This window comes from Paraburkholderia sp. J8-2, from assembly GCF_905220195.1.
Classification (GTDB): Bacteria; Pseudomonadota; Gammaproteobacteria; order Burkholderiales; family Burkholderiaceae; genus Paraburkholderia.
Map to the genome: position 1 here is coordinate 1 of NZ_CAJMZA010000010.1, position 16,061 is coordinate 16,061.

The following is a 16,061-nucleotide window of genomic DNA, read 5'->3' on the forward strand; positions in this document are numbered from 1 at the left end:
GACATCATCAGGCACGCACACGTCGAGGCCGTGCACGCGTTCGGCGACGCGGTCAAGGAAGCCGGCAAGGCATCGCCGGAAGGCGAGGGCAACTGGGCCAAATCGACGTTCGAGGATCTCGTCCAGTACAACGACGGCTTCCGCACGAACCTGATTGGGACGCCCCAGCAGATCGCCGAGCGCATCGTCGAGCTCAAGTCGATCGGCGTCGACCTGGTACTCACCGGTTTTCTGCATTTCATCGAGGAAGTCGAGTATTTCGGCCAGAAGGTGCTCCCGTTAGTGCGCGAGCTCGAGGCGCAGCGGCAGAAGCAGGCCGCCTGACATAAGCAGCGGTGGGCCGTGGTTCACGCGCGTACAGAACCCGGCCGAGCCGAACCGAACCGAACCGAAGCACAGGACAGTAGAACGGAACCCCGAGGGGTGAATCAGCATGACGCAAGCCTCGACGGCCTTGCTCGCGCTCGACGGCATTTCCGTGTCGTTCGGGGGCGTCAAGGCCATCACCGATATCAGTTTCGAAGTCGCGACAGGCGAAATCTGCGCGCTGATCGGACCCAATGGCGCGGGCAAGAGTTCGCTGCTGAACGTGATCAACGGCGTTTATCGCCCGCAGCACGGCACGCTGCGTTTCGACGGTCACGCTTACCGGCGCATGGACGCGCACGATGCCGCGCATCGTGGCATTGCGCGCACGTTCCAGAATCTCGCGCTGTTCCGGCGCATGAGTGTGTTCGACAACGTGCTGGCCGGCCGCAACCTGCATCGTCGCAGCACCTGGCTTGAGCAGACACTGCACGTGGGCCGCGCGGCAAGGGACGAAGCCGAGCAGCGCGAACGAGCCGAGCGCGTGATCGAAGCGCTCGAATTGCAGCCATGGCGTGACAGCGTGGTCGGCACCTTGTCGTACGGCTTGCAGAAGCGGGTCGAACTGGCGCGTGCGATGGCCGCTGAACCGCGCCTGCTGCTGCTCGACGAGCCCATGGCTGGCATGAACGCCGAGGAGAAGCACGCGATGGCCGAATACGTGCTGGATGCCAACGAGCATCTCGGCGTGACTGTCGTGCTGATCGAGCACGACATCGGCGTCGTGATGGGCCTGTCCGATCACGTTGTAGTGCTGGATTACGGCAAAAAGATCGCAGATGGTAGGCCCGATGAAGTGCGCACGAATCCGGACGTGCTGGCGGCCTATCTCGGCACACGTCATTGAGAGGGACGCAGATATGGAGTTTTTCATCGAGGTGCTGGTGGGCGGCCTGCTGGCTGGCGTGATGTATTCGCTGGTTGCGATCGGTTTCGTGCTGATTTACAAGGCGTCGGGCATATTCAACTTCGCGCAGGGCTCACTCGTGCTGTTCGGGGCGCTGACCTACGTGAGCCTCATCGAGCGCGGCTGGAACCCGTGGCTGTCGTTCGGCGCGACGCTGGCCGTGCTCGTGCTGATCGCGATCGCAACGGGCCGCTTCGTGCTGCGCCCGCTCGTCAATCGGGCGCCGATCGTGCTGTTCATGGCCACCCTCGGCCTGAGCCTGATTCTCGAAGGCGCGGCGCAGCTCTTCTGGGGCGCGCAGGTGCACGGGCTCGATCTCGGCATCGACGACCGGCCGCTGCACCTGGCCGGCGTGATGGTGAGCCGCTTCGACCTGTTCGCGGCCGCCACCGCGGGCGTGCTGGTACTCGCGCTATCGCAGCTTGCGAAGCGCTCGCGCTTCGGGCTGTCGCTGCGCGCCGTTGCCGACGACCCGCTCGCGGCGTTCGCGGTCGGCGTGAGGTTGCCGCGCATCTGGGCGATCGTCTGGGCGCTGGCGGGTTTTGTCAGCCTTGTTGCGGGCCTGCTCTGGGGCGCGCGGCTCGGCGTGCAGTTCTCGCTTTCGCTGGTCGTGCTCAAGGCCTTGCCCGTGCTGATCATCGGTGGCTTCTCGTCGATCGGTGGCGCGATCGCCGGGGGCCTGCTGGTCGGCGCAACGGAAAAGCTGGCTGAGGTCTATGTCGGAACGGTGATCGGCGACGGCATCGAGAACTGGTTCCCCTATCTGCTTGCGATGCTGTTCCTGCTCGTGCGCCCGTCCGGTCTGTTCGGCGAGGCGGCGGTCGAGCGTGTTTGAGGAAACCTTGATGGAACTGACCCGTACCCTCGCCGAACCGCGCCGGGTGAACGTGCGCCAGGTGGCCGTGCCCCTTGCGAGCGCGCTGATCGCGTTCGCCGGCGTGCCACTCGTGGCGAACGATTACTGGCTGAACGCGATCCTCGTGCCGTTTCTGATCCTGTCCGTGGCCGGACTCGGCCTGAACTTTCTGACCGGCTACGCGGGGCAGCTGTCGCTCGGCTCGGCCGCGTTCATGTCGATCGGCGCCTATGCGACCTACAACCTGCTCGTGCGGGTACCTGCGTTCCCGCTTCCGGTCGACCTGCTGCTCGGCGGCCTTGTGAGTGCGGCGGCCGGCCTGCTGTTCGGGTTGCCGAGCCTGCGGATCAAGGGCTTCTACCTGATCGTCTCGACGTTGGCCGCGCAGTTCTTCGTGGTCTGGCTGTTCACGCGCGTGGGCTGGTTCTCCAACTACGACACGTCTGGCGTGCTGAGCGCGCCGCGACTCGCGATCGGCCACTGGCAGATCGACACGCCGGTGTCGCGTTACCTGTTCGTGCTCGGTGCCGCATGCTTGCTGTTCGCATTCGGCGCGAGCCTCGTGCGCAGCGAACTGGGCCGGCGCTGGATGGCCGTGCGCGACATGGAAGCTGCTGCGCGTGTGATCGGCATTCCGGTGGGGCGCAGCAAGCTGCTGGCCTTTGCGCTGAGTTCCTTCGTGCTTGGCGTCGCGGGCGCGCTGTGGGCGTTCGCCTATCTCGGCACGATCGAGCCGGACGGCTTCAACCTGAATCTCTCGTTCCAGGTGCTGTTCATCATCATCATCGGCGGAATGGGCAGTATCTCGGGCAACTTCCTGGGCGCGGCCTTTATCGTGCTCCTGCCGATCCTGCTGTCGAACGCAGCGGGCGCGCTGGCGCAGGTGGGCATCGGTGCGGACCAGGTGCAGAACCTGCAGAAGATCGTGTTCGGCACGCTGATCATTGTCTTCCTGATTAAGGAACCGGAAGGCCTTGCGAGACTCGCGCAGATCATTCGTCAACGTCGGCCAAAGCAATCCTGATCCGTTCAACTTTTCGCTTCTTGTTATTCTTATCATCGTGGAATATTTCGTTATGCAAAATACAGATGTTCACCCCGTTCGTGCGAAATGGGGAAAATGGTCCTCGGCTTTTGTGGCCGCACTTGCACTCGCTGTCAGCGCTTTGCCTCAGGCACATGCGGCGGGAGAGGAGTACTTTCCGCTGCAGAGCTACCGCGTCGGTCCTTATGCGGCTGGCGGAAGCGGCTTCTTCGGTGGCTTTATTGACTATCTCCAGCTGATCAACGCGCGTGATGGTGGCGTCAACGGCGTCAAGCTCACATGGAAGGAGTGCGAGACCGAGTACGTAGTGGAGAAGGGCGTCGAGTGCTATGAGCGCTTGAAGAATGGCGGTCCCGACGGCGCGCCGACCGCGGCCACGAACCCGTTGTCGGTCGGCATCGCCTATGCGACGCTCGACCGTTCGACGGCCGACAAGATTCCGCTCATTACGATCAACCACGGCCGCACCGATTCGACCGACGGCGCCGTGTTTCCCTATGTGTTTCCGCTGCAGCTGAACCCGTACAGCGAGGTCTCGGCGATCGTGAACTACATCGGGCAGCGCTCGGGCGGTCTCGCCGCGCTCAAGGGCAAGAAGATCGTCGTGCTGTATCACGGTTCGCCGTATGGCCGCGAGACGATTCCCGTCGTTGACCTGCTCGCGAAGAAGTACGGCTTCGACGTGACCCAGATCGAGGTCCCGCACCCCGGCAATGAACAGGGTTCGCAGTGGCTGAAGATCCACCAGATCAATCCCGACTGGGTGATCCTGCGCGGCTGGGGCGTGATGAACCCTGTGGCGATCAAGACCGCGCAGAAGGTCGGCTATCCGGTCGACCATATCATCGGCAACATCTGGAGCAACTCCGAGGAGGACGTGCGTCCGGCAGGCGAGGCGGCCAAAGGCTTCATCTCGATCACGACGCACCCGTCGGGCACGGACTATCCGGTCCTGCAGGCGATCAACCAGTACGTGGTCAAGCCGGGTAACGGCAACCTCAAGGACCCGACGCGCTTTGGCACCGTCTACTACAACCTCGGCGTGGTGAATGGCATTTTGAATGTCGAAGCGGTGCGCGTCGCGCAGCGCAAATTTGGCAACAAGCCGCTGACGGGCGAGCAGGTGCGCTGGGGCTTCGAGCATCTGGATCTCGACGATGCGCGCCTCAAACAGCTCGGCGCACTCGGCCTGGTCCAGCCGCTCAAGCTGACCTGCTCGGACCACGAAGGCGGCGGCGCCGTCCGCTTCCAGCAGTGGGATGGCCAGAAGTGGAACGTGATCAGCAACTGGGTGCAGGCCGACCGCGCGCTGCTGCGTCCGATCATCGAGAAGTCGGCCCTGTCGTACGCGAAGGAAAAGGGCATCACGCCGCGCGATTGCAGCAAGGACCTCTGACATGACGAACAGCCCGATCCTGCAGGTCGATGAGATCGCCGTGACCTACAGCCAGATAATCCCCGCGCTGCGCGGGGTGTCGCTGGCGGTGCCCGAGGGAGCGATTGTCGCGCTGCTCGGTGGCAACGGCGCGGGCAAAACTACCACGCTGAAGGCGATTTCGAACCTTGTGCGTGCCGAGCGCGGCGAACTGACGGGCGGACACATCGTCTATCGCGGCGAGGATGTCGCTCGCATCGAGCCGTGGACACTGGTTGAGCGTGGGCTTGTTCAGGTGCTCGAAGGGCGACGTTGCTTTGCGCATCTGACGGTCGAGGAGAACCTGCGGATCGGGTCGTTTGCGCGGCGGCCGCGGCGGGCCGAAATCGAGGCGGACCTCGATCGGATCTACACGATCTTTCCGCGTCTGAAGGTGAAGCGGCAGACGCCGGCCGGGTTGACGTCGGGCGGCGAGCAGCAGATGGTGGCGATTGGTCGGGCGTTGATGGCGCGCCCGTCGCTCGTGCTGCTCGACGAGCCGTCGATGGGACTTGCACCGCTGGTGGTTCAGGAAATCTTCGAGATCGTCGCGGCGCTCAACCGTGAGGGTGTGAGCTTCCTGCTCGCCGAGCAGAACGCGACGATGGCGCTGCGTTACGCCCAGCACGGCTACGTACTCGAAGGGGGGCGAGTGGTGGCACAGGGCGCGGCCGCCGAGCTTGCCAGGCTCGATGTGCTGCACGACGCCTATCTTGGGGGCAAAGCCGTCGATTACACGGCGCGTCGCGCCAAACGGACGAGTCAGGCCATGACAGTCTGACGCGCTCGTCGTGACAGTCGACCGTTTCACACGGAGACGCGTCAGGGCACCCGCTCCGGGCCCGCGCGCAGTAGCAGATGCGGTTTCTGTCGCGACGGGGTATACGATTCCAATTCGCCTGCGGAAGTCGTGTCGCGAGACGAGTTGCATATAGCGCGTCGGCATAACTCTGGCCAAGAGGCGTCCTTAGCACAAATCTCAAGAAAATGGTTGACTTTTTACTGTAGATGTGAGAATATTCTTCTTGATTCACAGGTTTCGAGGGTGGTGGTGGGTTCGATTCCCGCCGCAGCAGTTCGAGCTCTTTGTGGTCCAACCCATGTGTGCGCCTTTTTTGTTTTATGGCGTTAGCCACTGTTTTTGGATGTTTTTCAACTGGCGTTGTACACACACTTTTTAATGGGGGTCTTATGGATACACATCAAATGCTTGAACCAGTAGTTAACCTTGCAGTAGAACAATTCAGTCACATCGGATTTCTTCTCTCTGCACATATGGTTGTCCACGAAGTTGTAGAAAACTGGTGCACCACTCACCCATGCAAGACGGCCCGCTGAAAGCGGGCCGTTTGTTTTTGCGCTCGCTGCCCGCTCACATGCCCGGGCGCCTTCACTTCGTGGCCAAATAAGACCGTTGCCGCCTTCTGCTCATGTCAATGGCGCCTTTGTCGCGAGCGAGGCCGCTCGACACGGGTAAAACTGTCCCTTTATCATGTGCCCACTATTGGCGTCGGTGTTCCGGCGGTCGTCCGAACCGGGCTCTATCCCGGTGAGGGCAGACGACGTTAACCGTCTATTGAGCGAGGTTCTGTGAGCGAGGGCACTGTAGCATCGGCAGCTTCAGCCTTGAGTGCGTCAGCAGCGAGTGCTGTGGCCGCAGTCGCATGGCACGCCACGGCTGGCGACTGGGGCGGATGGCTGCTGTCAAATCTGATTGTTGGCGGATCGGCACCGGCCGTCGCTATCGGCGTCCACAAAGTCTCAAAGCATTTTGGGCGTACGAAGGCGAGCCTGACGCTATTCGACGCCTATCGGGGTGGTGCGGTCGGTTTCATTTGCCTAGGCTGGCTCGCAGGTGCAATGGCCGATCTCGTAAAGCTCATGTCGTCAGAACCGGGGCCTCTCACGGCGGGACAAATGGGCCTTTTCGCGCTTATTGTGATTCTCAGCAGCGCCTCCACCTACATGGCAGTTGTCGGAATGGCTCCGGTTATTGCAACCGATCCGTTACAGCAGCCGCAGCCGCCGACACAGATACAGCTACACTTACAGAGGTTGCAGCACGAAACCGCGGTAGCACCTAGACAGGCCATCCTGGCGGCATTGGGGACAGCTGAACTCGCCGAGATACTTCTCGAAGCCATCAAGCAACGGGAGGACGACGCGGCGAAGCTGGAGGGCGAGAGGCTTTACGCCTTAAATAAGGATGCAATCATGCTTCGGTGGTTGCTCATCCTGGCTGTGATAGTATTTGGTGTAAGCGCGTGGATTCACGGCGTGACCGGCTGACTGGAGAAAACCTATGTTCATCGAAAACCTGCGCGAGCAAGAGTCCCATCGGACAATCAGCTCTGAAGAGGCGCGGGCGAATTTCGCGCTGGTCCAGAAAGTGAAGTGGGTCGTCGTCGCCGCGGCAGCCAGCGTGCTTGTTGGGATTATCGCCAACGTGATGTACGTGCATCTCTGAGCGGCCCGGCCGTGAAAAAATGAAGCCCGCAGTGATGCGGGCTTTTGTTTGCTCGAATAATTTTACATAAAAACAATTATCAACATTTTTAAAACGTTTGCTAACGTCAATTTGATATCGGCATCACGGGATGGGGTTCAACTGAACGCGAGCCACATGTTCCCGGCGGGATAGACCGCGGCTACCTGCCAACCGGCTGCCAGAAGTGCCTGGTTGAACCTGACCAGCATCAGGGAACGCGGGACTCGTATACCCGGACAGAAAGAACCGACCGTTACGCGTTTTCCGAGTTCGAGGCGATGGCCGCAGAGGAATACTGGCACCTGTCGAAGGACAGCGAGACTGTCGAAGATGGCCGCAAGGTCCTCGCCCGCCTGCGCCGTCGCCTGATGGCCGAGCTCAACCGCATCGGCGCGATCGATTCAAAGAGGGAGCGTTGAAATAGAAAAGCCCGCCGGATGGCGGGCTGGTGTGGGTTGCGACGCGGGCCAAGTGCTCACATCGGTCACGCTCACTGGGTCTTCGGGCCGAAGAGATTGCCGGGCTTCGACTTTCGCGCGACCGGCTCTGCCTTGCTCACGGCCAAGTTCACGTCATCGAGCGTTTTCTGCAGGGCGTGTTCGATCGCCGTGGCAAGGATCGTGTCCATTCCCCGCGCTTCTTTAATGCGGATTTCACGCGCCACGGCGCCACTATATCTCCTGCCGCCGCGCACTATCGGGTCGCACCAACTGTCATGTGCCATATTTAGACCTCCTTATTGATCTGTGGCATTCGTGATTGACGGCATTAGCGGCAAACGCCCCTAATGCGCACCTACTATATCCAGGGCAAAACGAAGCCTCAAGGCCCTTATTTTGCGGCTATGGCTTGACATTCTGGTAGCCCACGCATCTCAGGCCTTTGCCTCCAAAAGACGACGGTTTTAGGGCTCTTCGCGCCTCTTTGCCATACATTTTCTTCACAGCCCGGCCCAGAGAAATGCAGAAGCCCGCGCGATGGCGGGCTTCTGCATGCGTGTCAGCCGGGCTTGTTAGCGGACTGCCGTCAGACGCGCGATGGTGTCAGTCAGGGAGTCGGCAACGGTAATCGTTTTTTCGCCGTTCGCGAAGTTGATTTCAGTTCGACTATCGCCACCAACTGCCTCGGCGTAGGTGACATTATCTGGATTGACGAACGCTTTTCGGCCGTTGGTCTGCATGAATTCGACGAACCTCGCCATTTGGTGGTCTCCGTAGCGGTAGGACAGTTAGTTGCCTTTTCTCGCGCCTCAACGTACGCGTGGCGCGAGCCTTAGAAGGTCTTCACGAGGCGCGGCACGCTGGTGCGCGACGGCTCAAGGAAGAGTCCTGATTTCGTGGGTGAGACCGTCGCCTACGGCGCGCACTTCTTCTATGCCGGATATGCATACAGGTATGAGGTAGCGCAATGGGCACGGCTACGTGGCTGTAACGATCGGGCTCCTGCTTAGTGCTTTACTTCCCAGCCAGCGGTCGTAAGGCGCAAGGCAACCGAGGACGTACTGCCGGTTCCCGCTCCGCGCACGAGCCGTCCGAGCGTGGGAAAGGCGCGCTGAATATCCGGCCGCTTGGCCCATTCAGGAAACCCGACCATTTCGTAGTTGAAATAGGCCGTGCTTTCCCCCATGGAAGCTGGATCCCACTTGACGACTCGTGTGATATGCACGTGGCCGTAACAGAACGCACCAGTGCGAGAGCCGGACGCAATTGCGCCGCGCGAGCTCGGCGCGTCCGTGAAAGCGGCCGATCCTGCGTCCGTCAGGATGTAGGTCCGCGCCACGGCACCATCGCTGGCAGGGCTCGGAGCGTCGTGCGACACCAATAGGCCAGCCGATTTCATTGCCTCGAGTCCGGGGATTGGCGTCAGCACGGGATCGTTGTGGATATCCTCCGCATTCCTGATGTCGGCGCGGCTGATGGCGTACGGAAACTGCCAGCTATGCAGGCAGATCCCCGGACCAGGTGCGTAGTAGGCGTTCAGAGCATCAGTCAGATTCGCCTCGTTCAGGTCCTGCTTGTTGGAGCAGCCAGCTACGACGATCGCAAGTGCAGTGACTGCTATGGCGGTGAACGCGGTTTGGTCTTTTCGCATACAAATATGTGGCGGTCATTTGGCGAGCAATCATAAGACAAAAGTGCCGCGCGTGAGGCCGCCTCGCAACGACGCGCTCCCAAGCAAACAACACGAGATTGGCCCCCGGCCGCTGCATGGGCTAAGATACCTGTATATATATACAGTATCGAGGCCGGCATGGGACATGCAATTCAAGCAGAGGCGATCCACCCGGATTTGTGGCGAGCGTCCCAACTCGGCTCGGCGCAAGGCCGAACCGTTGCCAGCGGACACGCAGAACTGGATGCCGAACTACCCGGTCGCGGGTGGCCCACCGGCGCTTTGTCAGAGGTACTCGTTCCGCAGCCGGGTTGCGGAGAACTGCGCCTGCTGAAACCGGCGCTGGAATCCGTAGCGCGCCGGCCGGTCTTTGTCCTGCAGCCACCACATCGACTGCAGCCCGCCGCGCTGGCGTGGTGGGGCTTGAGCGTTGAAAACGTGCGTGTGTTGAAGGCACCTGCGACTGCAGACTGTCTTTGGGCGGCCGAACAGATCCTACGCTCAGGGACAGCCGGCGCCCTGCTTTTCTGGCAACAGCAGGTACGCCCCGAGGCGCTGCGCCGTCTGCACCTCGCCCATCAATCGCGGAGACGCCAATGCGTCGGCTCGACCGGACTACTGCTCCCGCTACTGATGGTGCGATTGTTGATGTCCCGTATCGGCACCTCTAGCCCGAACCCCGCGTCCGGACAACTCACCAATCCGACCCGGCGGTGATAGAACGCGGCGTGTGGCGACTCTTCCGGCGCGAACTTGACGGACACCTTCACGCTATCCTGTCCGTCCGGTATGACCGGCAATACCTCTTGGACGCTGATCCACGCACCATCGGGGTCATTCGCCAGCGACGGCACGGCTCGGCGGAAGCCGTGTTCTTCCAACCATTCATTGGCCTGATTCAGGTCGTAGCGAGTGTACGTCCCATCGAGTTTCTCGCCCAGCTGGATGGCGCTGGAACGAAGCCTTTCCTTATGCTCGCGCTCAAACTCGAGCTGCGCCTGGTGAAGACGCCGTCCAATCTCATCGCGCTCTTCTTGGGTGACTTCATCGAACATCGTTGTTTCCTTCTTTCAGGTGTCACGCTCCCCCTGTTCGCGCCGTAGTTCAAGTGGCTGGGAGCATGCCGGTAAAGGGATTTTCTGCATCAGGACCGACGCAGATGGCCGGCGTCGAACACCTTTTCGACAAAAGGCTCGATTGCTATGTGAACGTCCTTCGGATCGCCGGAAAAAGTGCCTTCAGTGACCACTGTTTCTACTAGACACGGAGCGGGTGGAAGTGCCCGTTCACGCCCAGCGATCGCAAGACGTCTTCCCTTCATTCCATCGATTCCTGCAATCCATCGATAAGGACCACCGACACCGATCCGATTGAGCATATCGGCAAATCGGGCCAATGCATTGGCATACGTCTCTGGGTCGAAGAAGATGCGGTTGGCGTCGGCCTTCATCAGTGCAACGTCAAAACTCCATACTTCGCCGGTGGTGAAGGCATACAGCAACATTGACGCCCATTTTTTCTCTGCCACGAGACCAATACCATAGCCGTCCGATCCTCTAATGCCATATGGGTTCAAAGAGTCTTCGCCATTTAATGGGCGAACAATGTTCCCGCTGTTGATCAGTGCGTCGCGCAATTGGGTGACTAACAACCCTTTTTTGATGGAGAACTCGGGCATCACCCGAAGCCACATAGCTGGGCCCTCAGCGAGGAATATCGGGACGTCAGGCTGCGGCAACTGGCTCCCATCGTGCAACGACCCAATTGGCTCATGAGCGGCGCGGAGGCGCGCCTCACCATTATGGGAGGGAGCGGCGTGAAATACGGCGCGTTCTCGTTCGTCAGGATCGGGGGCCTCCAAATCGAGGATTGCTTTGAGTGCAACTTTGAGCTTTGCAGCCAGTTGCTTTCGTTCTCGACCTCGGACTTCGTCGTCAGCATCGTCGGGACAATTGTAGGTAATCGGATGCCGCATGTGCCCCAAATCGAAAGGCAGGGATTCGCGAGTCGGTTCGCCGTGAACTGCGTTCATGACGCCAATGATTCGTGAATGCGACAGTGACTTGAGTGCGTAGCCATACTCAATGGTCACGTTGGGATTGGGAATAGGCCTTCCACCAACACGCTCTCCTACAAATGAGAGGTCTGCGACAAAAGCTGCCGCCGAATCGATTTTCCCGAAAATTGTCTCCACTATTGGTGGAGATCCGGGAACGTCTTGCGTGTCACTATCGAGCAACACGTCATCGCGCGCGGCGTCCTCAACATCCGCGTCGCTCTTCAACATGTTAATAGCGTCCACAAGCGCTCGATGCACGAGATTTCGCCCTGCGGTCTTCAAGCGGTCAGCCTGCCATGAGTAGAAAATTCTTTTCATGATTCGGTCGACACAATGACCAGGCACAACGCGATCATCCACGCGCCGCTCACACATATCGAACGTCGTTCGAGATTCATGTCGGTGTTTTCCGAGTTAGAGTTCACCGACCTGAGACCGGAACAGTTCGATGCCCGAAATGTGGACTTGAAAGAGCGCGGCCTCGTGTTCGCTGAGAGCCAGCGCTTTAACAAATACGGGTTGGACGTAGAAAGACGGATCACCACTCACGCGTGCGCCTACCACGTACCAAAGGAGCGTCCGAGGCGTGTAGCCGCTGCTGCGGCCGTTCTCTTGAACGTCTTGACGCACCGCCTTTGTCAACGCGTCCATAGCCGCATCGCGGCCTTGGTGCGCAAAAAGCGTAAGGATTCGATCCAGAATCACCCCTGGCTCACTCACGAATGACAGTTGGTTGTTTTCCATTTGGCCTTTCATTTGCCAGCTACCGGCTGGCATACGGGGCGCACTTCGCTCCGGTGTTTTCCTGATCAGAGCGATTCCGCACTCATAGCCGCCCTAGTCTACGCGCTACGCGCCCCCAGCCTCTGCTCACGCTCCCGAGGGCCGAAGTTCCGGTGGGCCGCGAAGGGATCTACCAGCCGGCGCGGCAGCTTCAAGATGCGGAGCATGAACGCGAGCATCGCCCCGATCCCAACGCCAGCCACCATGCCCGCGACAATGCGGAAGGTCTCCCACGTGGACGGTACGGCGCCGACCAATACCACCGCAGCGATGCTGCAGACCACCATCCCTATCCCAAAATTCCGAGGCACTGGTATTTCGTCGATGTCCAAAAGACTGCAGGAGATTTGCTCGTTCTGGTAGGCGTCCTTCTCGAGCAACAACGGTAGATTGAGCGCCGGCAGAGTGGACAAAGCCGGGTCAGGCGAGCGATGCCGCAGCGCGGCCGTGGTGAGCTCGATCGACGGAAAACCGGCTGGCCAGTCGGAGGTTTCCCGCATACCATAGGCTCGCAGTATCGGCAGCGCCCAGGTGGGGTGCAGCACCGGCTCAAGCCATGTTCCATCGAGCACCGCCCACCAAGACGTCCGCTCGCGTGGTCCCACCTCATAGAGAGTCAGCCGTTCCGGTGCAACGTAGCTGCATGGGAAGACACGTGCCGGAATCCAATCGACGTTCATGTCGCGCAGGAAGCCCACACGATTCTTGCCTTCGTGAGCGAGAAAAAGGCCGAGTGGCTTGATCCAGAAGTACTCGGCACGCTCCCGAGCGCGCGGCATCGCGCGTTCCGGCGACTGCAGGAACGCGAGCAGCTCTTCGCGCTCGTGCTCCTTCACGGATTCTGTGTGCCACCGCCAACTGGCGCCGATGGTCTGCGCCGTCGGCACGAGTGCACTGAATTCCTTGCCGTCGCGCTCGATACCGGCGAACGGGAGGATGTCGCGGAAGATCTCGCTTCCGTCCCGCGGCCCCCTTGATCCGTCATGAAAGGCGCCGGTCAGACGTCGCCCGGCGCGTTCGTGCGCGAGTGCGTCGACCAGGTATTTCGCATCAACCAGCGTTCGGATCTCGCCACGCAATGTTTCCCCGATACCATCGTCGATGCGCTCGAGCGCGATCGATTCTTCCATGTCCTTTTCCTACACGGCGTCGGCCGCATCTCGCTCAAGATATTCAGTTTGTTTTCGGTACGAGTCATCAAGCTCGACGTTCAGAGTCTTTGTAAGCTTGATGTATCGACCTTGGGCGTTGAGCTGTTGAGCATTCGGATCGAACCGATAGATGTGGCGCAGAATGCCCTCAAGCTCGCGGATCTCATCCTCCCTCACATTAGGCCACACGACGAAAATCGAGCAGGTGTCCCACAGTTCTTGCTTGTGCTTGCGGTGTGCCCGTAGACGCCCTTTCATACCGCTCGCAGACATGCCGACGTAGACGACGTGCCGATGCGGGATCTTAGGGTTCCCCGATTCGACGCTTCGGTACAGAACGTAGATGCCGCGCAGGCCCTTCGGTATCGAATCGATGTCGTCGATCGAGATTAACTCTCGTTTCTGCTCGATGAGGCGCAGAGGCTCGAAAGGCCGCGCTCGCTCCGCTAACTTTTTTGTCATCGTTTTCCGTGATCTATCTTGTCAGCGTGCTGCGGCATGAAAGTCTTTCGTACCAAGTTCATTAGCTTCGGAGTCGTCCATTCAAGTTTTCCTACCCGTGGTCCGAAATCTCGTGCCTACGTGCGTCCGACGTTGGAAGCGCAACGGGTTCACGCGAAATGCCCCACGCCTCAAGGAGGCCGTCGAACGAAGGAAGCATGCCGTGCGTTCGAGGTGTCGGCAGCGCAATGCCTGTCGCACGATACCGCATGCGCTCTTTGGCGCTCGCGCCGGCACGGACGACACGCTCAAGCGCGCCGCTCCGAACGGCATATTGGATCGCATCCGAAGCGGTCCGCGACTTCATTAAGCCGGAGGCGGCAATCTCACCAACCGTCGCGCTTTCGCGATCGCGGAACCAAGCGAGTAGTGCCTCTGCGTTTGCGTGGGTGCTCATGCTCAACGATTTCCTTTGTGTGTTCATCACAGAAGCAGCGATCCACGGCTATATTGCATGTCCCCAATGGGGAGGGTCAAGCCTTCTTCCTCTGCCACTCCAGAATCTCCTGCACATAAGAGCGGCCCATGTCGGGCATGCTCCGAAAGTCCGGAGATTCACTAGGCAATAGCCATTTATCCAGGGTGCGTCTAGCGACGCTCACACGCGCCGCGAACTCATCGCGCGTCATCCCTAGCTGCTCCATCGCGTAGCGCAAGAACTCCTGTTGTGGGAGGTCGGAATGCTGCCTGTTTGCGGCCATCTAACCCCTCAATATCGGCATTTTCCGAGTCTCACTGTATATCCCCAACGGGGACTTCGGTCAAACACTTATGCGCCGCGCCGGTAAGCGCGATTGTTAGCCCAGCGATGGCCTCACGTAGCTCGCTACGTGAATTGCCCACAAGCAGGAACACTTCCACCGTGATCCCACAAAGCAAAATAGCCCGCAGGTCCTGACGGACTTGCGGGCTTCGTTTAATGGGCACCTCAGGCGGCAAGCAACAGCCGGCGTTGGTCGCCTGGCGCGGGAGAAGCCCTTGTCTGGGCTCTTTCCATCCAGCGGGACATAGTCGTCGAGCGGTGCGCGATGGTGTTGGAAATGGCGCGCTCACGTGCGCTCACGCGTGCTCCAAAATCCCATGCCATTGAGTCCACCGACGCGATCCAGTCGAGTGCCCGGAGTTTTTCCAGGCACTGTCCTTTAATGCCGAAGAGATGCAGCTTCGCTCCGGCTGGCAGGTGCCCTTCAAGGCCCCCGAGCACGGCGTAAAGTCCGTGCCGCGGGTCATGGAGATTGCGACGGCAAACCGACCCCAGCCCAATCAGCGTCGGTTCGGCGAGCCACGGCCTCCACCGTTCCCAGACTGACAGAAGCAGGTCAAGACTGCGACGGTAGTCGTCAACCGAGTAGCCCTGAATCACAGGCACAGGCACGCGAACAAGGTTGCTCACGGTTCGGCTGTCACAGTCCCATGCGAGCCGTTCCTGCCAGTCACACACGACCCGCAAGGTACCTTCGAGCATCGTCGCCGTTCCACGAATGCGATAGTCGACTTGATCCTGATCCGTTGCTATCTCGGGTTCGCAACACATGTCCGGTTGGGCATACCACGATGCGCCGCACGACGACGCAAGCTCGACGTACTGCTGGTAGCTCCACGGATAAACACCGGCAATGCCGGCCTGCTTCCCGCGCGTCTTCCACAACTGCATGGCCGTGAATCCCGCGCTGTCGAGCGCAAAGTCCAATTCCATCAGGTCCGTCGCGTCAGGGAAATGAAACTGTTGTCGCGCTGGATTCCAGAAGGCGTTGGCGGAAACCATCGCCGCGTAGCCTTCTTCAAAAGCGTGAAAGGCGAGTTTGCCTCCACGATGCGGTATGCCAGCACGAACAAGCAGGCCGTCGGCGAGATGACAGTTGGTTTGGAAAAGCGGCATACCCGTGAAACGGGCATCGTGATTCTCGTTGGTCATGCAAATTGCTCCTGTAACGAAAACAGGGCAACACCCCCACGGGGCGTTGCCCCATGAGGGAAAGTGGCGCGATTCAAGCCACCAATGCAAAAAGGTCCATCTGTACCGCGTTCAAAGTGCTTGCATCGCCAGAAAGGAATATTCAAGCCGCACGCGGACCGAAAGAAACGACCGAGCCGCGGCGCGTGCGACTCTCGATAAGACCTCGGCGTGCCACTTCACGGAACGCCGCATTGATCGTATTCAGATGGAATCCAAGGTCGTCAGCGATGCTGCGCTGTGTGGGCAAAGCGTCACCTGGCTGGAAAATCCCGGCCAGAATCGCCTGTTCAATCTGGTCTGCGACGGCGAGGTAGATTTTTCCGCGAATGCGCGCAAAGTCCGGGCGCCAACGTAGTTGCTCGCGCCGGCCGATTGTGTGAGACAGCGGGTAGGAATGGGTAGCCGGATACATCATGGCGCGC

Annotated in this window: 19 protein-coding genes and 2 pseudogenes; 10 read left to right on the forward strand and 11 right to left on the reverse strand. The window is 60.0% G+C overall.

Features of this window, described 5'->3' with window-relative positions; translation table 11 throughout:
• The 9 genes and pseudogenes from U5A52_RS21785 to U5A52_RS21825 all read left to right on the forward strand — a co-directional run.
• Positions 1–324 (forward strand): annotated as a pseudogene (locus tag U5A52_RS21785) (dimethyl sulfone monooxygenase SfnG); the annotation flags it as partial.
• A 109-nt stretch (positions 325–433) separates the two neighbouring features.
• Entirely contained in the window at positions 434–1,213 is a 780-nt protein-coding gene (locus tag U5A52_RS21790) for an ABC transporter ATP-binding protein (protein ID WP_321936143.1), read from the forward strand.
• A gap of 13 nt (positions 1,214–1,226) precedes the next feature.
• Complete coding sequence (locus U5A52_RS21795) at positions 1,227–2,108, forward strand: branched-chain amino acid ABC transporter permease (RefSeq protein ID WP_321936144.1); 882 nt, start codon at positions 1,227–1,229, stop codon at positions 2,106–2,108.
• Between the two features lie 10 nt (positions 2,109–2,118).
• Positions 2,119–3,153 (forward strand): branched-chain amino acid ABC transporter permease, encoded by a 1,035-nt coding sequence (locus U5A52_RS21800; protein WP_321936145.1) that lies wholly within the window; start codon positions 2,119–2,121, stop codon positions 3,151–3,153.
• A gap of 52 nt (positions 3,154–3,205) precedes the next feature.
• Entirely contained in the window at positions 3,206–4,570 is a 1,365-nt protein-coding gene (locus tag U5A52_RS21805) for an ABC transporter substrate-binding protein (protein ID WP_321936146.1), read from the forward strand.
• A 1-nt stretch (position 4,571) separates the two neighbouring features.
• Positions 4,572–5,369 carry an ABC transporter ATP-binding protein gene (locus tag U5A52_RS21810; protein ID WP_321936147.1) on the forward strand — a complete coding sequence of 266 codons (798 nt, stop codon included), beginning with the start codon at positions 4,572–4,574 and terminating at the stop codon, positions 5,367–5,369.
• Between the two features lie 869 nt (positions 5,370–6,238).
• A complete protein-coding gene (locus U5A52_RS21815) occupies positions 6,239–6,877 on the forward strand; it encodes a hypothetical protein (protein ID WP_321936148.1) in 639 nt (212 codons plus the stop codon).
• Between the two features lie 13 nt (positions 6,878–6,890).
• Positions 6,891–7,055: a hypothetical protein gene (locus U5A52_RS21820; RefSeq protein WP_321936149.1), complete on the forward strand. Its 165-nt coding sequence runs from the start codon at positions 6,891–6,893 to the stop codon at positions 7,053–7,055.
• Positions 7,056–7,354: 299 nt separating this feature from the next.
• A complete protein-coding gene (locus U5A52_RS21825) occupies positions 7,355–7,495 on the forward strand; it encodes a hypothetical protein (RefSeq protein ID WP_321936150.1) in 141 nt (46 codons plus the stop codon).
• A 71-nt stretch (positions 7,496–7,566) separates the two neighbouring features.
• Here U5A52_RS21825 and U5A52_RS21830 read toward each other — a convergent pair whose 3' ends face one another.
• From U5A52_RS21830 to U5A52_RS21840, 3 genes are all read right to left on the reverse strand, one after another.
• Positions 7,567–7,800, reverse strand: a complete 234-nt coding sequence (locus U5A52_RS21830) for a hypothetical protein (RefSeq protein ID WP_321936151.1) — start codon at positions 7,798–7,800, stop codon at positions 7,567–7,569.
• A gap of 288 nt (positions 7,801–8,088) precedes the next feature.
• Positions 8,089–8,277, reverse strand: coding sequence for a hypothetical protein (locus U5A52_RS21835; protein ID WP_321936152.1), 189 nt, complete (start codon positions 8,275–8,277; stop codon positions 8,089–8,091).
• 245 nt (positions 8,278–8,522) lie between these two features.
• Positions 8,523–9,167, reverse strand: coding sequence for a hypothetical protein (locus U5A52_RS21840; RefSeq protein ID WP_321936153.1), 645 nt, complete (start codon positions 9,165–9,167; stop codon positions 8,523–8,525).
• Between the two features lie 159 nt (positions 9,168–9,326).
• On the opposite strand from U5A52_RS21840, the pseudogene U5A52_RS21845 reads away from it, so the two are divergent.
• A pseudogene (locus tag U5A52_RS21845) lies at positions 9,327–9,722 on the forward strand (cell division protein); the annotation flags it as partial.
• Between the two features lie 44 nt (positions 9,723–9,766).
• On the opposite strand, the gene U5A52_RS21850 reads toward U5A52_RS21845, so the two are convergent.
• The 8 genes from U5A52_RS21850 to U5A52_RS21885 all read right to left on the reverse strand — a co-directional run bounded on the left by U5A52_RS21850 (position 9,767) and on the right by U5A52_RS21885 (position 16,054).
• Positions 9,767–10,243 carry a hypothetical protein gene (locus tag U5A52_RS21850; protein ID WP_321936374.1) on the reverse strand — a complete coding sequence of 159 codons (477 nt, stop codon included), beginning with the start codon at positions 10,241–10,243 and terminating at the stop codon, positions 9,767–9,769.
• Between the two features lie 89 nt (positions 10,244–10,332).
• Positions 10,333–11,565, reverse strand: coding sequence for a hypothetical protein (locus U5A52_RS21855; RefSeq protein WP_321936154.1), 1,233 nt, complete (start codon positions 11,563–11,565; stop codon positions 10,333–10,335).
• 96 nt (positions 11,566–11,661) lie between these two features.
• Complete coding sequence (locus tag U5A52_RS21860) at positions 11,662–11,991, reverse strand: hypothetical protein (protein WP_321936155.1); 330 nt, start codon at positions 11,989–11,991, stop codon at positions 11,662–11,664.
• Positions 11,992–12,089: 98 nt separating this feature from the next.
• Positions 12,090–13,160, reverse strand: a complete 1,071-nt coding sequence (locus tag U5A52_RS21865) for a hypothetical protein (protein ID WP_321936156.1) — start codon at positions 13,158–13,160, stop codon at positions 12,090–12,092.
• 9 nt (positions 13,161–13,169) lie between these two features.
• Complete coding sequence (locus tag U5A52_RS21870; protein WP_321936157.1) at positions 13,170–13,643, reverse strand: hypothetical protein; 474 nt, start codon at positions 13,641–13,643, stop codon at positions 13,170–13,172.
• A 91-nt stretch (positions 13,644–13,734) separates the two neighbouring features.
• Entirely contained in the window at positions 13,735–14,079 is a 345-nt protein-coding gene (locus tag U5A52_RS21875; RefSeq protein WP_321936158.1) for a hypothetical protein, read from the reverse strand.
• A 531-nt stretch (positions 14,080–14,610) separates the two neighbouring features.
• Positions 14,611–15,597, reverse strand: coding sequence for a hypothetical protein (locus U5A52_RS21880; protein WP_321936159.1), 987 nt, complete (start codon positions 15,595–15,597; stop codon positions 14,611–14,613).
• Between the two features lie 142 nt (positions 15,598–15,739).
• Positions 15,740–16,054 (reverse strand): winged helix-turn-helix domain-containing protein, encoded by a 315-nt coding sequence (locus U5A52_RS21885; RefSeq protein WP_321936160.1) that lies wholly within the window; start codon positions 16,052–16,054, stop codon positions 15,740–15,742.
• Positions 16,055–16,061: the final 7 nt, after the last annotated feature.

Coding starts and splice junctions, on each gene's coding strand:
- U5A52_RS21855 (WP_321936154.1), bottom strand. CDS start 11,565: ATGAAAAGAATTTTCTACTCATGGCAGGCTGACCGCTTGAAGACCGCA.
- U5A52_RS21800 (WP_321936145.1), top strand. CDS start 2,119: ATGGAACTGACCCGTACCCTCGCCGAACCGCGCCGGGTGAACGTGCGC.
- U5A52_RS21805 (WP_321936146.1), top strand. CDS start 3,206: ATGCAAAATACAGATGTTCACCCCGTTCGTGCGAAATGGGGAAAATGG.
- U5A52_RS21865 (WP_321936156.1), bottom strand. CDS start 13,160: ATGGAAGAATCGATCGCGCTCGAGCGCATCGACGATGGTATCGGGGAA.
- U5A52_RS21840 (WP_321936153.1), bottom strand. CDS start 9,167: ATGCGAAAAGACCAAACCGCGTTCACCGCCATAGCAGTCACTGCACTT.
- U5A52_RS21875 (WP_321936158.1), bottom strand. CDS start 14,079: ATGAGCACCCACGCAAACGCAGAGGCACTACTCGCTTGGTTCCGCGAT.
- U5A52_RS21835 (WP_321936152.1), bottom strand. CDS start 8,277: ATGGCGAGGTTCGTCGAATTCATGCAGACCAACGGCCGAAAAGCGTTC.
- U5A52_RS21860 (WP_321936155.1), bottom strand. CDS start 11,991: ATGGAAAACAACCAACTGTCATTCGTGAGTGAGCCAGGGGTGATTCTG.
- U5A52_RS21810 (WP_321936147.1), top strand. CDS start 4,572: ATGACGAACAGCCCGATCCTGCAGGTCGATGAGATCGCCGTGACCTAC.
- U5A52_RS21790 (WP_321936143.1), top strand. CDS start 434: ATGACGCAAGCCTCGACGGCCTTGCTCGCGCTCGACGGCATTTCCGTG.
- U5A52_RS21830 (WP_321936151.1), bottom strand. CDS start 7,800: ATGGCACATGACAGTTGGTGCGACCCGATAGTGCGCGGCGGCAGGAGA.
- U5A52_RS21880 (WP_321936159.1), bottom strand. CDS start 15,597: ATGACCAACGAGAATCACGATGCCCGTTTCACGGGTATGCCGCTTTTC.
- U5A52_RS21885 (WP_321936160.1), bottom strand. CDS start 16,054: ATGATGTATCCGGCTACCCATTCCTACCCGCTGTCTCACACAATCGGC.
- U5A52_RS21820 (WP_321936149.1), top strand. CDS start 6,891: ATGTTCATCGAAAACCTGCGCGAGCAAGAGTCCCATCGGACAATCAGC.
- U5A52_RS21850 (WP_321936374.1), bottom strand. CDS start 10,243: ATGTTCGATGAAGTCACCCAAGAAGAGCGCGATGAGATTGGACGGCGT.
- U5A52_RS21825 (WP_321936150.1), top strand. CDS start 7,355: ATGGCCGCAGAGGAATACTGGCACCTGTCGAAGGACAGCGAGACTGTC.
- U5A52_RS21870 (WP_321936157.1), bottom strand. CDS start 13,643: ATGACAAAAAAGTTAGCGGAGCGAGCGCGGCCTTTCGAGCCTCTGCGC.
- U5A52_RS21795 (WP_321936144.1), top strand. CDS start 1,227: ATGGAGTTTTTCATCGAGGTGCTGGTGGGCGGCCTGCTGGCTGGCGTG.